The following is a 15,020-nucleotide window of genomic DNA, read 5'->3' on the forward strand; positions in this document are numbered from 1 at the left end:
AATATGCCAATGTGCCAATATGTCAATGTGCCAGTGAGAATGCAAGTGATAGTATCTTAATTGACACATTAGCATATTGGTATATTGCTACATTGGCACATTAATTTATTGCCTTTGGAAGTCCGCCTCTTTTGTCCACTTAGGCATCTCATCATTGTTGGCGATGACTAAACCGATACTAAACATTAAGTTCATATCTTCCATAGCCCCATCAAAATCCCACCAAGATTCGTCATACTCATCATTCGGTTGGTGATACCGGTAAACTTTCGGTTTAGCCTCATGGCGTGCTTTATCCACGTAATCCTTACCGCCACCAACTAAAATCGTAGGTACGCCTTTTTTCACGAAATTAAAATGATCGGAACGGAAATAACCACCCGCAGGATCTTCGGTGATAACCTTCACGGTCCGCCCTTGTGCCGAGGCCATAGCGATCACCAAGGCATCTGTATCCGTCTTGCCCGCTGCCCGGAGAGAAACATCATGGGTACGCTCACGCGGAGCAGTGCCGTCAAAATTCAAGTTAATAGCTGTTTTAGATAACGGGAACAAAGGATGCTCACAATAGTACTGAGAACCTAATAAGCCACATTCCTCGGAAGTCACCGCCACGAATACGATAGAGCGACGAGGACGAACAGGCAATGATTGATATTTCTTAGCTAATAGCATTAAGGTAGCCACACCCGAAGCATTATCACTAGCGCCATTATAGATACTATCCCCATCTATCGGAGTACCGATCCCAAAATGATCCCAATGAGCGGTAAAAACCAAGTATTCATCTTTCAAGTCCGTGCCCGGTAAAACAGCCGCCACATTATGAGACTCGCCTACGGTCATCTTTACATTTAATATAACCTTACTCTTCGCCTTCATCGTAAAACTCTTGAAACCCGGTTTCTTCGCCGCGGCAATCGTCTCATCAAAATTCAATCCGCTAAGGGCGAACATTTTCTTGCAAGCCTCCTCCGAGAGCCATCCCTTCATGCCCAAAGCTTCCGCATTCATTGTCTCCGAGCAAAGAGCGATATTTGTCTGCACGTGAGAAGCCTGACAGACCTTCCAACCATACGAAGCGGCCGCCTCGTTATGAAGGACCAATAAACCTGCGGCACCTTGGCGTTGCGCCTCCTCGAACTTATAAGTCCAACGACCATAATAGGTCATGTTCTTTCCGCGGAACAAAGACGCGTCATAAAAACCGGGATCATTCACCATAGCGATAACGATTTTCCCCTTCACGTCTACATTCGCATAATCGTTCCAACCATATTCCGGCGCATTAATACCAAACCCACAGAACACATAATCCGTAGTAGGGATAACTACCTTTTCAGTCCCCCGGTTCGTCCAAACGATAATATCATCCGAGAACTTCAAATCCATAGAGCCTTTCGCGCATTTCACCGTGATCTTATCCTTTACCGGACGGGTAAAAGTAGATATTTCCTTCACCGGCTGGAAATAACTATCGCCATTAGCAGGCTGAAGACCTAGTTTCTTAAATTCATCAGCAATGTAATGGATTGTTTTCGTCTCATACTCGGTCAAAGGCTTACGCCCTCCGAACTCATCCGAGCCTAAAGTCTTTACTCGTTCCTTGAAAAAAGCCAAATCTTCCTCATAACTCTGGGCCATAACAGATACGCCCATAGCGAGCATCAGGAAGAAAACAGAGATAAAATTCTTGTTCATAATCGTAGATTGTTAAATGACATAATTTATTAGATATAGGTATTTAGATTTCAAATTAACAATAAAAAAAGGAAACGGCGAAGCTCACGCTTGGCCGTTTCTACATTTAACCGTTTTAAACAAAAAGAAAAAGTTAGTTAAGGCTTAGAAAAAAATATCTTAAGTCTATTTACCGACTGTATATTCGCTTTCCCGAAGGACAGCAAACAAATATATGGAATCCACCTCATCCTGCATACATTACACTTTGTTTTTTTGTTATTTTTCACAGAACAGAAATGCTTTTGTATTATCTTTGCACTCAATTATTCCCATAGACAACAAATGGCTGATTTTGATATAAACATATTGGGATGCGGTTCCGCATTGCCCACGACACGCCATCTGGCGACCTCTCAAATAGTAGATTTACGAGATAAACTATACATGATCGACTGCGGGGAAGGCACGCAAGTGCAAATGCGTCGTATGCGTATAAAATTCAGCCGTTTAAATCATATCTTCATCTCCCACCTACACGGAGATCATTGCTTCGGGCTACCGGGATTGATCTCTACATTAGGTATGCTGGGGCGTAATGGAGAACTTGTTATTCATGGGCCGAAAGACATCGAGAGCTATATGCGTCCGGTACTTGATATCTTTTGCAAAGGGTTGCCTTATGAGATCCGTTTTAACTTAATCGACCCGACAACTCATTCGTTGGTTATGGAAGATCGCTCCTTAAGCGTTTATTCCATTCCGTTAAAGCACCGTATACCCTGTTGTGGCTATTTATTCGCCGAGAAAGCCAAAGAAGCGCATATCATCCGGGAGATGACAGATTTCTATCAAGTTCCCGTCCGTATGATACAAGAGATCAAAAGGGGCGCTGATTTCGTCACCCCGGAAGGAGAGGTAATCCCGAATGCCCGCTTAACCCGCCCTGCCGTCGCTCCCAAACGGTATGCTTATTGCTCGGATACAGCTTTTCACCCATCTATAATCCCCATCATTGAAGGGGTGGATTTATTATACCACGAGGCGACTTTCGCTGAATGTGACGCCACACGTGCGAAAGAGACCTTCCACTCTACCGCCCGCCAAGCGGCCGAGATTGCTTATAAAGCCCAAGTGAAGCGATTGGTTATCGGTCATTACTCGGCTCGTTACGAGGATATGGCACCGTTAAAGAAAGAAGCAGACAAGATATTTCCCGGCACGATCTTAGGAGAGGAAGGTATGAGGCTTAGCGTATAATCATACATCCGTTTTACGAAATAAAGCTAATTACTTTCTAATATGCAGAAAACTTTCTACATTTGTACGAATTTAGGGACAAGTAAATGAAGCTTATACATATCATCGCTTTGGCACTTGCATTCTCCGCAAGTTATCCGGTTTACGCGCAAGCTAATAAATCGGGAGTCAAGACATTTGCTTCTAGGCTAGAAGATCCCTCTCCTATCGAAATCACGGCCTACGAGAATCGCATCAAGGTAGAGAACGCTCCTGTCGGGAGTATCTTGGAAATTTACAGTGTCGTAGGCATCAAGGTGAAAGAAATCGAAGTCAAGCAGTCCACCGCCGAATATGTCGTAGATATCGCAAAGGGATATTATATCATCCGCATTGGCGATACGGTACGCAAGGTGGCGATACGGTAAATAAAAGCCCCATAGGATAATCCTACGGGGCTTGTTTTTTGATCCGCTTTCTCTTCTCACGAGGATACCTGCGGAAGAACTTTTAATTACTTTAGTATTAATATGCCACGTGTTCACCCGTCACGGGATACTTTTTTATTGCGGCATAGTTATTTAATTATATATTACATAAAGGCGGGTCTCCCCGCCTTTATTCGTTTAGTCTATCGGTTAGTCTTATTTTACGACTACCTTAACTGCTTCCTCACCGTCAACAGCTACAGCTACGATACCAGCCGGTACAGCGATTGTAGCGTTGTCAGAAGTAAGAACTGTCTCAGCGACAACCTTACCTAAGATGTTAGTGATTACGACAGACTTACCAGCAGCGCCTTGAACAGTTACAGTACCGTTACCAGATACTACGGATACACCTTCAACATTGTTGATGTTATCGTTAGATGTTACCATATCATCATCTTCAGTCTTAGAATATGCGTTGAATACCAATGCTCCATCACCACCGGTCTTAGCGGCACCAAATGTAGAGCTAGCATCTGTCAATACCAAGCAGCCATTGTGCATCTTCAACCATGCGGCAGCTTCATTAGGAGCGATAGCTTTTGCCAAATCACCCTTGATAGTCTGATATTGATTATCACCATCTGTTCCTGTTGCATATACGTTAGACTCGATCAAGAAAGAGTTGTTCTCACCCTCTTTACCATCTACATAAGCTAAAGCAGCCTTATCCGGATTTACATAACGGAATGACCAAGTTACGTTCTTATGCTTGTCTCCAGACAATACGTTGATGAATTTCGGATAATCTTTCTTATAAACAGCCATAATAGACTCGATTCCCTCATTCTTCAATTGATCAGCAGTCATAGCTTTGTACTTACCTGTCAAAACGATCAAGGTATCACCATATTGAACGGCAGGAACGAAACCTACACGAGTATAGCTACTGTTTGAAACTGCTTTCGTATTGAACAAGTACGGGTTAAGAGCTTCCTTGCGAGCAGCAACAGCGGCAGCAGAATCTGAGTAGTTAACCAAATACTTACCATAGATGAATGCCGGAGTCTTCACATGAACAGCATGTACACATTGATATGGATCTTCTGTAACTTGACCATCAGCAGTGATATGCTTGCCTGTCTCAGTACAAGGAATGATCTTCTCACCCTCGATCAACTCACGATAAGCGGATACCAAGTATTGAGGTTTAACCTTACCTGCGCCACGAGTTAACCATGCAGTGTCAATACGGAAAGCTAACTTACCATCAGCCTTACCCTCACTCCAGATACCAGCGTAATCAACATCCTTGTTCAACAAGGCACCATTATGCTCATCCATCAAATATTCACCACGGATAGTTTCCTTGAACATCAAGCTATCAGCTGAATTATCAACGTTCTCACCAAGAAGTTCATTATTGAATTGACGATACAACGGAGTCTCGTCCGGAGCGATAGCGAATGCAGAAGTACGAGTCTCACCCATTACCTGAGCTTTCAAAGTAGCGGAAGCGTCATAATCGGAAACACCTGCTTTATGAGTGCTGATAGCACCTGCGGAAGTAGCCTCAAGGATAGCATAGTAATGGTTACCCTCAATATGGTTGTTCTCCTTGAAGTAAACAGAGTCGTTCGTAGTATTAGGATAATACTTACTCAATTTATACTTAGACTCTACCGCTACGTTATGATTACGGAAAGTAGTCTCACCATTAGTAATGATATACATCGTTCTTACCGGTCTCACTAAGCCAGGGATACGACCCGTGATTTTCTTGTCTGCATTACCAGCAACCTCCTCTGAAGGATTGTAACCATAAGCATGCTCTTTGTAAGAAGATTTAAGAGTGAACGCTTTCTTACCCTCTAATACATTCATAGTAGAATCCTTAACACCGATAAATTTATCAGATGCGTACGGATGCCAGTAATTGAAAGTATATTTGTTCGTGATCAACTCATCATTAGTCAAATGCTTATAGCCCACATACTTATCAGTATAGATTTCTTTAGCGACTGGGATAAATTCCAAAGAGTCACCAAAACTAGCAGCATACATATAAGTAGCCCCCGCATTTTTATTCAATTGGAGAGTCGCATCAGCAGTCGTACCGTCATTATACTCACGGTTATACAAATCTACAGCAGAAACCTTATTCTTATCTGTTACGTTCTTCTTCAACACAACCCATTGATATGCAGGCATATGAGTAGCATCTTGAATATCCAAAGTCACCCACTCGTATTTACTAGATGCAGATTCATTATAAAGCGGAGCAGCATAGTACTTACCAGTCTTAGCATTTCTGATTACATAAACACCATCATCAACAGTTGTCTTTGTAGTAGGCAAAACTTTGCAACCAGCGAAACCTAACTCAATCTTAGTATTTTGAGCCGCATCTACCGTCAAGATACGAACCTTGTCTTTCAGCAACTCTTGCAAAGAGATATGCTGATTTTGCATAGCTGTAGTAGCAGTAACATCTTTCCAATACGTCTCACTTGTTTTTAACAAAGATTGTTTAACCTGAATCTCCAAGCTGTCATTTGAAGGCCAATATGTAAACATAAATTTATATTGGTCTGATAAATCTGTAGCATTGATAGAATCTTTCGGAGTAGCATGATTCTTAGTACCAGTCTTATAAGTATCCTTTAAGTTGCTCCAGTTATAAGCCAAGAACTTAGCTCCACCCACAGCATTCGTATAAGCAGTATCTACGTACAAATAAGAAGAGTCGGCTCTCAATACATGGAAATAATTAGCAGTTCCAGAAGCTTCAACCGTGAACTTCTTCTCGGTAAAGTAGTTTACCGCTCCATCTCCTAATACATCCGGAGTAAACTTCAATGCGATACCAGCTTTCTTATCTTGGGTACCAAAGATCGTATTCAATTCATCAGCACCTGAGACAACGATCGAAGCGGCCTCTACCAACTCAAATTCAGTGAAACCAGCGGCAGTAATACCAGTTGTAGTAGCTATAGTTTTAACCATTTCTACATCGCCACTAGTATTCACCTTCAAACCGATTACAGAGTCATTCGTGAAATAAGAATAGAGAACGGATTTCTCCACACCATTCTTAAATACAGGAGAGAATTTCCAACCGGAAAGATCACCACCGACAACAGCAGGTACAGCAGCTAACGGAGCCGCCGCCTTACCTTTGATCGTGCTGATCTCAAGACCTAAAAACTTTCCGATCTTGTTCGTGAAATCATACTTAGGATTCTGTCCTTGATTCTCGGCATCAACCGTTACACACCACATTGTACCTCCTAAATTTGCGGAAGAGTGAGAAACCATTTTGATTTCATCTTCGTGAGTCGTGGAATTTTCGGTAATACTCAAGAAAGCAGAACCTGCCTTAAGCTGATAAAGACCGTTATTCGCTCCTTGATTCAGCTTAACAGCACCATTAGCCGTCACCGCACCCAGAAGCGCAGCACCAGCCAAAAGAGTAGAAAACTTTTTGTTCATAATTCTAAAATTAATATTAATACTAGTGTTTATTAAGATAATCAGCTCATTACGTTATCGTATCGATTGCTTTGTCATTCAAAAACGACTAGTTTAAACGAAGGTTTTAATCTTGCGTTTTATAAGGGGTAAATAGAAAGGTTTGTTGAAGGAATCGCTTGTTTCGTAAATGATAACCTATCCTATTGATAAGAAAGAGAATAAGCTGTAAAAAAATAGCCCGGAAGGGTTGCAAGTATCGAAGAAACGCGTACCTTTGCAAATGACTAAAAGAATCGTTCGTTTAAACTAGTCGTTTCCATACTCCAGATATCATTTCAATCTATTATTCATCAACTTTTATAGTATAGCATTAATTTAATGTACGGGCGTACATTAATATTATATTAAACGAGTTATCCGGAATTTACGGATTGTCATTGTGACACTTTGTAAATTAAAGCCTTTGAGAATCGAATTTTCCGGGAGATTATACATATAGTTCCGTAAAACGAGAAAAAATATTCGCAAGTAGTTATTTCATAACAAGATAACGAAATATACCCTTTTATTCTAGCGAAAATAATTCATCCTTATTCATACTCTTAAGGCTAAAACCTGTAATTCACCTGTATGTAAAGGCAATTTCTATCGTATGCGATGGGGATTACTACCGTATGTATCACCTAATGCATACGGTTGCGTCGGCTAAAACATACGGTTGCGTCGGCTAACGCATATATTCGCATGGGCAAACACCACCTTTCTCACCGGAAAAGCGACCTTTTACCTATAAATAAGAGACAAAAAGGCCCTTTTCACCTATTTCTTCTCTCTGGTTAGACTTCTCCAAAGAAGAGGTATGTCAAACAAACAGCCTTGTTTCGCGCAAACTGTCATGATTATCGCCGCTTCGCTTACCATCCATCCGCAAGGGCTATAACAGAATAATCGACATAGAAAAGCCCCGCAGGATAACTGAACCGCATCCCAAAGTCACTGAGAAGACCTTGTTGGTTCCGGTATAAAAAGGTTTTCCAAGTGATTAGTTATTCACTTCCCAAGCCGTCAGTTAGCGGCTAGGTATAGCCGCTAGTTATTCACTCGACAAGCCGTTAGTTATTCACTTCAACAGCCAATGAGAGGGCCCGTTTCTTGGTTATCAGGGCCTGTACAGGCACATGTTTCCCGTATTTTCAAATAAGCTATGGCTTACATTTGACGCGGAAAGCCTCATTAACCCACCTTTAGCTTTAAGGCTGTATCCTTTATGCGTTCACTATATCTCGTCTTCACTCAAACTACACAAGGTGTTTCCGAAAAAAGACGTACGTGTTTTTTTAAAGCCTAAATGAATGCCCCATATAATAAAAATCGTATCTTTATCGCCAAAGATGGAAAAGAGCCATCTATATCCTATTAATCACTAAAACCTATAAACACTATGGGAAAATTTATCAACCCCTTCACCGATTTCGGCTTCAAGCACATATTCGGCAGGGAAATGGACAAGGACATTTTAATCGAGTTCCTGAATGACCTCCTCGAAGGGGAGCATACTATCATGGACCTGAGGATCATGAACAATGAGCGATTGCCCGAGACAGAGCAAGGAAGGAAGGTCATCTTCGATATCCATTGCGAGACCGACAAGGGCGAACGGATCATAATCGAGATGCAGAACAGGGAACAGCCCCACTTCAAGGACAGGGCCTTATACTACCTCTCGCACTCGGTGGTGGAACAGGGGATAAAGGGAACATGGGATTATGAGCTGGCGGCCGTTTACGGAGTATTCTTCTTGAACTTCACGCTCGACGAAGAGAACGAGTCAGACAAAAACGGGAAGGAGGGAAAATTCCGAAGGGACATCGTGCTGGCGGACCGAGAGAACGGACAGGTATTCAACCCCAAGTTCCGCCAGATCTATATTGAGCTTCCTCGATTCAACAAAGAGGAGGAAGAATGCGAGACAGATTTTGAACGTTGGATTTATGTACTAAAGCATATGGATACATTAGACAGAATGCCTTTCAAGGCACGCAAGGCCATATTCGAGCGGTTGGAACGCATCGGATCCATGGCGAACCTCACCCCCAAACAACGGGCGCAGTACGAGGCGGAGTGGAAGATGTATAATGATTATTATAACACCTTGGACTTCGCCGTTGAGAAAGGCATGAAAAAAGGGATGGAAGAAGGCATGGAAAAAGGATTGCAAAAAGGATTGCAAAAAGGATTACAAGAAGGACTGCAAAAAGGAAAAGAATCTACGGCACGTAATATGAAAGCCGAAGGAATAACCCCTCTTATCATCCAAAAATGCACCGGCCTTTCCCTTGAGGAAATAGAGCGACTATAAAACAAAATCCCTTCAGCCTCCATCCGTTTTTAACGTATAGTTATCAAAGGAAGAGACTGAAGGGATTTTTTATATTTATAAACGATCTAAAAGCTACTCCTCACGCTGCTTCTTCCATTCCTCCGCACACTCTTCCAAGGCCTTATACCAAGCCTGGCCGAACTTACGGATCAAGGGCTCCTTGAGGAACTTATAAACCGGTAATTGCTCTTTCTTTCCTAAGATCTCCGCTGCCTTACAAACGCTCCAGCGATGATAGTTCACGGCCTTGAAATCCCGATACTGAGTGACACGTATCGGGTAAAGATGGCAAGAAACAGGCTTATAGAAATCCGTCTTACCTTCCCGGTATGCTTTCTCGATAGCGCATTTACAAGTACCATCGGCGTCGTAACAGGTAAAGACACAATCTTTGCCGTTCACGATAGAGGTAACCGTATCGCCTTCCTCATCGATATAAGCTACGCCTTGCTTATGAATGACCTCTTGAGCTTTCGGGGATAAATCATCCCAGATAATGGGCAATACTTTCTGGAGCTTCGCCAACTCCGAATCCTCTAATGGAGCGCCGGAATCTCCTTCCACGCAGCATTCCCCCTTACATTTGGAAAGATCACATAAAAAATAACGCTCGATAACGTCAAGACTTACTAAAGTGTCATCTATCTGGATCATAAGATGCGCCTAGCTCTTATTTAATCAATGACTTACCAGTCATCTCCTTCGGCTGTTTCAAGCCCAAGATGTGAAGGATTGAAGGAGCCACATCGGCCAAGATACCATCCTCTACTTTAGCGTCCTTGTTGGCTGTCACATAAACGAATGGAACAGGGTTCAAGGAGTGAGCCGTATTCGGAGTGCCATCCTCGTTCAAGGCGTGATCCGCATTACCATGGTCAGCGATGATGATTACCTCATAGTCGTTGGCTTTAGCGGCCTCAACCGTATCGTGCAAGCAAGCGTCGATCGTTACGACCGCTTTCTCGATCGCTTTGTAGATACCCGTATGGCCTACCATATCACCGTTGGCGTAGTTCACTACGATGAAATCGAATTTCTTCGTATTGATAGCGTCCACCAATTTATCTTTCACCTCGAAAGCGCTCATTTCCGGTTTTAAGTCGTAAGTAGCCACTTTAGGAGAAGCGACCAAGATACGCTCCTCGCTATCGAACGGAGTCTCGCGGCCACCGTTGAAGAAGAAAGTCACGTGAGCGTATTTCTCTGTCTCGGCGATATGCAACTGAGTCTTACCTACGTTTGCCAAGAACTCACCCAGCGTATTATTTACGTTCTCTTTGTCGAACAAGATATGAACACCCTTGAAGCTAGCGTCATACGGAGTCATACAGAAATATTGCAAGCCCGGGATCGTATGCATACCAGCCTCCGGCATATCTTGCTGAGTCAATACAACCGTAAGCTCTTTCGCACGGTCGTTACGATAGTTGAAGAAGATCACGACATCGCCTTCCTCGATAACAGCAACCGGCTTTCCGTTCTCAACGTGAACGATCGGCTTGATGAACTCGTCCGTTACACCCTCGGCATACGACTCTTCCATCGCTTTTACCATGCACTCGGCTTGCTTACCCTTACCTTCAACCAATAAGTCGTAAGCCTCTTTCACGCGTTCCCAACGTTTGTCACGGTCCATAGCGTAATAACGTCCGATGATAGAAGCGATCTTACCGCCGGTAGTCTTCAGATGATTCTCCAACGTTTCGATAAAACCTTTACCACTCTTCGGGTCCGTATCACGGCCATCCATGAAGCAATGTACATAAGCCTTGCTGATTCCGTATTCCTTGGCGATATCCGTCAACTTCAAAAGATGCTCCAAAGAGCTATGTACACCACCATCGGAAACCAAGCCCATGAAGTGGATCTGCTTATTATTCTCTTTCGCATAGCCATAAGCACGTTTGATCTCCGGGTTCTCCATGATCGTATTCTCGCGGCAAGCGATGTTGATCTTCACCAAATCTTGGTAAACGATACGGCCAGCACCGATGTTCAAGTGGCCCACCTCAGAGTTACCCATTTGTCCGTCAGGCAAACCAACGTTCTCGCCAGAAGCCTGTAACTGTGAGGCTGGATAAGTTTTCAATAACTCGTCCCAATATGGAGTCGGCGTGTTAAAGATCACGTCGTCTTTACCTTTGTCACCAATTCCCCAACCATCACAGATAATTAAAAGTGCTTTTTTGCTCATGATTGCTAATTTATTATATTGATTATGTTTTTAACCTTTACGATCGCGAAGATAATCAATTCCATCGTATTATTGTTTCTCTCAATGTATTACTTTTGTGGCAGGAATGGAAAAGAATATACAAGACAAGGATTTGGGAGTCATAACGCTCCGTACCACTCCCCGGGCCACTCGATACACGCTCAAGATATCAAAAGGAAAGATAACCGCCACGATGCCACCCGGGGGAGACGAGAAACGTATGATCGCTTTTATCATGGAGAACAAGGCCCGGCTGGTAAAAGCGCTCCAGAAGCATCCGGCCCGGCCCCTGCTCGACGAAAGATCGGAGTTACAGGCTACGACATTCCGCTTGCATATCTTCCGCACCGAGCGAAGTAATTTCTACATGAGATTGGAAGATGGGGTACTGCACATCGCTTGTCCGAATGAGACTCGTTTCGAGGAGGAAGAGGTGCAATCCTTACTGAAATCCATGCTGGAGAAGGCGCTCCGCCACGAGGCGAAACGGTTGTTGCCGGAACGTATCACGCTATTGGCAAGGCAACATGGATTTATGTTGACCGGGGTGAAAATCAATAATAGCAAAACGCATTGGGGAAGTTGTACAATGAAGAAGAGCATTAACCTCTCGCAATCATTAATGCTTCTTCCTTGGCATTTGGTGGATTATGTATTATTGCATGAGCTTTGCCATACGATAGAGATGAACCATAGCGAAAGATTCTGGAAACTGATGGATAAGGTGACGGACAATCAAGCGATTCGTTTACGAAATGAGTTGAAAAGTTATCATATGTTGTAGAGACGGGGGATGAGACGGAGCACGCTCCGTCTCTACAACCGGGTGAATTGTCAGAAATTGGCTCCTACTTGCAGAATGAAAGTCCGAGGTGCGCCGACATCCATCGGACGGGCGCTATAGCGCTTGTTTAAGAGGTTGTTCACCAGTCCTTGTACATGGATATTCTTCGTCACTTTCATCCCGACACGCATATCCATGACGAAATATCCTTTATTGTTCTCTGCCCAATAATCATGTAAGTTTCCGAATAGCATCGAACGCATATAATCCATCAGGTTAGGCTCCGCTTTCATACGCTCATCGACCATAAAATAATCGACCGCCAATGTCTTGCTTTTCCATGACATATTCGTTCCGATATTAAACCGTTTCCATTCCAGATCGAATACCCCCTTTACGGAATGTTTCTGGCGATATTTTAAATACTTGCTGTCATTCGATTTCGAACGCATCGCCATTAAGTCATCATTCGCTTCCTCCTCCGCGTTCCGTGAATCCACGTCCATATCGATCGGATTCGTATAAACATACCCCAAAGTATATGCCAGACGAGTATCACGGTTAAACTCATACACACCCGAGGTAGACAAGTCTACCCCATAAATCTCCGCCCGGCCTACGTTCGTGAACTGAGCGCCGATTCCTAAGCCGTCGCCGCTAGAGAACGCATTGAACAACTTGGAAAGCCCATCGATATAATCGAAGGTCTTATTATTAAACAGGCCGAAACGGAACTCGATCATATCCTTGTAACGGGTATAAAAGCCGGCCACATCGATAAAGCCTTTCAAATTGCCGAACTTATAACCTTGCTTGAAACCAAGTTCGGCATTATAACCTTGCTCCGCTTTCAATTCAGCGTTCGGGAAAGCTCCCACACCTCCGATATCCTTCAGGATAAACTTCTCCGTAACGGATGGATAACGGTATCCCTGTCCGAAAGATGCCCGGATAAAACTATACTCACCCAACTCATAATTCAAGCCTCCACGGAAAACAGGTTTTATCGGAACCTTCGCCCCGAAAATCTTCGTCTCCGCTTCCCTGTAGAAATCATCGACCCGGTAATACTCCAGACGAACACCGACCGAGACGTTCAAACGATCGATAAATTTATGATCATATTGCAGGAAGGTAGCCACATTATCGCTACTATGCTGCCCGGTCACTTTCGAATCCGCATGAATACGCTCATAAGTACCTCCAACCGTGAGTTGTGAATGATCGAACTTCTTGCTGAATTGGTAATCCAGATTATAGGAATAAGTATGATCCGTAGCCTCCGGCGCCTTTTTCTCCACCGGCTTCATGGCATCTACCAACCAAGCCCCTACGTTATTCTTATCGGGTAGCGGAGTACGTCCCATCACCCAAGAAATCAAGTCCATATAATCCGCCGAGGTAGCTGTCGGGAAAAAATGATTTCCCAGCTTGCCCAATTCACCCATCAATCCGCTCACCTTCCCGTTCATCACCTCCGGCAAATACGGTAAGAAGGTCGGCAATAACTCGGTTTGCCAGTTTTGCGCCATATTGATAATCTCCGGAACAGATGAGATATCAAAACCCATATTATTCGTTATGTCAAAAAGAGACTTATCCGTGGTATGCGTGATGATACGGCTTCCCCGATGGAAGAAACGCCCCTTGAAACGATGAGTCGTCCCTTTTTCCGAATTTGTATAATTCAAGAAGGGATCTATATAAAATGTATTCTCACGGCGTCCCATATTCGCCAGCGGAGATTGAATATAGGGTTCCTCCGGAGAACGCCAGATAAAGAAACCTGTATAATCGTTATACAAGTAATTCACGTTCACACCATAGTTCAACCCTTGTACCCGGGGATCGTGATACGTAAGATTCCCACCGACCCGGACACGGCGGTTGTAATTATCCTGCCGATACCCGTCGTCCAAGAATGTATTAGCCCCCACTGTCAAATCAAAATTCTTGATCCTACGGGAATGAGAGAGATCCAACCCTCCATATAAAGGCGTCCCGTCTTGGCGTGGCTTCCCATACAATCCTCCTTGTACGTTCACCTGTGTTACCGGATCTAATCCGGGGCGTTTCGTTTTCACATGGATCAGACCATTCAACGCAGAAGAGCCATATAATACGGAAGAGGCCCCTTTCAGTACCTCTACTTGATCGACGTTCTCCATCGGGATCATATTCCAGTTTATCTCGCCGGAACCCGGAGTTAGCACCGACATTCCGTCCACCAGAATCAAGCAACGGCTACCCACGCCATAGGTCCATCCCGTACCACCGCGTACGGAAGGTTGCCGGTCCGTTACGTCCACTCCGGAGATATTCTTCAGTACATCCGTTAAATCTTTCGGAGACTGACGAGTGATATCTTTCGCTTTCAATAATTCCATAGAGACGGTAATATCGCTTAGCTTTTGCTCATAACGCCCGACGCTCACGACGACCTCGTCCATCATGTTTGAGCTTGTTCGTAAGGATACGTCACGTGTCAAGAACTCTCCCGGATCTACTTTCACGGGAACGCTCAACGTTTCATATCCCAGATAGCTAAAAGTCAATACAGCGTCGCCATCCGTCACTTTCAGCTCATAATAACCGTTTATATCAGACACAGTTCCTCTCGTACCCCCTTTGTCCTTATAAAAAACGTTTACCCCGGCTAAAGCCTCCTTGCTCTCCGCATCCTTAATATACCCTTTCACGTCTTGGCCGAAAGAGGCATGGGTTATCAAGAGAAGAAATAATATCAATTTGTAAGTATTCTTCATATCCAAATTATATTTCGCACAAATATAAAGGTTTATTCCATACCGCTAGACAGGT

9 protein-coding genes are annotated in these 15,020 nt (G+C 43.8%); 4 read left to right on the forward strand and 5 right to left on the reverse strand.

Translation table 11 applies throughout. The features are described 5' to 3' along the window. Nucleotides 1–105: 105 nt before the first annotated feature. A complete protein-coding gene (locus tag ACESPU_RS12500; RefSeq protein ID WP_373133399.1) occupies nt 106–1,701 on the reverse strand; it encodes a M28 family peptidase in 1,596 nt (531 codons plus the stop codon). A gap of 324 nt (nt 1,702–2,025) precedes the next feature. On the opposite strand from ACESPU_RS12500, the gene ACESPU_RS12505 reads away from it, so the two are divergent. After that, the gene (locus ACESPU_RS12505; RefSeq protein ID WP_121962117.1) at nt 2,026–2,940 is read left to right on the forward strand and encodes a ribonuclease Z; all 915 of its coding nucleotides are present in this window, start codon (nt 2,026–2,028) and stop codon (nt 2,938–2,940) included. Between the two features lie 86 nt (nt 2,941–3,026). After that, nucleotides 3,027–3,347, forward strand: a complete 321-nt coding sequence (locus ACESPU_RS12510; protein WP_121962118.1) for a T9SS type A sorting domain-containing protein — start codon at nt 3,027–3,029, stop codon at nt 3,345–3,347. Nucleotides 3,348–3,563: 216 nt separating this feature from the next. Here the strand turns inward: ACESPU_RS12510 and ACESPU_RS12515 are convergent, their stop codons facing one another. Continuing rightward, the gene (locus tag ACESPU_RS12515) at nt 3,564–6,839 is read right to left on the reverse strand and encodes a DUF6383 domain-containing protein (RefSeq protein ID WP_121962119.1); all 3,276 of its coding nucleotides are present in this window, start codon (nt 6,837–6,839) and stop codon (nt 3,564–3,566) included. Between the two features lie 1,423 nt (nt 6,840–8,262). Between ACESPU_RS12515 and ACESPU_RS12520 the strand changes: the two genes are divergently transcribed. Beyond that, nucleotides 8,263–9,180, forward strand: a complete 918-nt coding sequence (locus tag ACESPU_RS12520; RefSeq protein ID WP_121962120.1) for an Rpn family recombination-promoting nuclease/putative transposase — start codon at nt 8,263–8,265, stop codon at nt 9,178–9,180. Nucleotides 9,181–9,273: 93 nt separating this feature from the next. On the opposite strand, the gene ACESPU_RS12525 is transcribed toward ACESPU_RS12520, so the two are convergent. Both ACESPU_RS12525 and gpmI read right to left on the reverse strand, forming a co-directional pair. Beyond that, the gene (locus ACESPU_RS12525; RefSeq protein ID WP_005861059.1) at nt 9,274–9,855 is read right to left on the reverse strand and encodes a DUF3109 family protein; all 582 of its coding nucleotides are present in this window, start codon (nt 9,853–9,855) and stop codon (nt 9,274–9,276) included. Between the two features lie 16 nt (nt 9,856–9,871). Further along, on the reverse strand, nt 9,872–11,395 hold the full coding sequence (gene gpmI / locus ACESPU_RS12530) for a 2,3-bisphosphoglycerate-independent phosphoglycerate mutase (protein WP_121962121.1): 1,524 nt from the start codon (nt 11,393–11,395) through the stop codon (nt 9,872–9,874). Between the two features lie 106 nt (nt 11,396–11,501). Here gpmI and ACESPU_RS12535 point away from each other — a divergent pair, with 106 nt between their 5' ends. Beyond that, nucleotides 11,502–12,200 carry a M48 family metallopeptidase gene (locus tag ACESPU_RS12535; protein ID WP_122368925.1) on the forward strand — a complete coding sequence of 233 codons (699 nt, stop codon included), beginning with the start codon at nt 11,502–11,504 and terminating at the stop codon, nt 12,198–12,200. A gap of 50 nt (nt 12,201–12,250) precedes the next feature. On the opposite strand, the gene ACESPU_RS12540 is transcribed toward ACESPU_RS12535, so the two are convergent. Continuing rightward, nucleotides 12,251–14,965, reverse strand: a complete 2,715-nt coding sequence (locus ACESPU_RS12540; RefSeq protein ID WP_373133400.1) for a TonB-dependent receptor domain-containing protein — start codon at nt 14,963–14,965, stop codon at nt 12,251–12,253. Between the last annotated feature and the right edge of the window lie 55 nt (nt 14,966–15,020).

Origin of the sequence: Parabacteroides sp. 20_3, assembly GCF_964238835.1 — a bacterium.
Taxonomy (GTDB): Bacteria; Bacteroidota; Bacteroidia; order Bacteroidales; family Tannerellaceae; genus Parabacteroides; species Parabacteroides distasonis.

Excerpts from the sequence above, each read along its gene's own strand:
- ACESPU_RS12500 (WP_373133399.1), bottom strand. The coding sequence starts at position 1,701 with ATGAACAAGAATTTTATCTCTGTTTTCTTCCTGATGCTCGCTATGGGC.
- ACESPU_RS12505 (WP_121962117.1), top strand. The coding sequence starts at position 2,026 with ATGGCTGATTTTGATATAAACATATTGGGATGCGGTTCCGCATTGCCC.
- ACESPU_RS12510 (WP_121962118.1), top strand. The coding sequence starts at position 3,027 with ATGAAGCTTATACATATCATCGCTTTGGCACTTGCATTCTCCGCAAGT.
- ACESPU_RS12515 (WP_121962119.1), bottom strand. The coding sequence starts at position 6,839 with ATGAACAAAAAGTTTTCTACTCTTTTGGCTGGTGCTGCGCTTCTGGGT.
- ACESPU_RS12520 (WP_121962120.1), top strand. The coding sequence starts at position 8,263 with ATGGGAAAATTTATCAACCCCTTCACCGATTTCGGCTTCAAGCACATA.
- ACESPU_RS12525 (WP_005861059.1), bottom strand. The coding sequence starts at position 9,855 with ATGATCCAGATAGATGACACTTTAGTAAGTCTTGACGTTATCGAGCGT.
- gpmI (WP_121962121.1), bottom strand. The coding sequence starts at position 11,395 with ATGAGCAAAAAAGCACTTTTAATTATCTGTGATGGTTGGGGAATTGGT.
- ACESPU_RS12535 (WP_122368925.1), top strand. The coding sequence starts at position 11,502 with ATGGAAAAGAATATACAAGACAAGGATTTGGGAGTCATAACGCTCCGT.
- ACESPU_RS12540 (WP_373133400.1), bottom strand. The coding sequence starts at position 14,965 with ATGAAGAATACTTACAAATTGATATTATTTCTTCTCTTGATAACCCAT.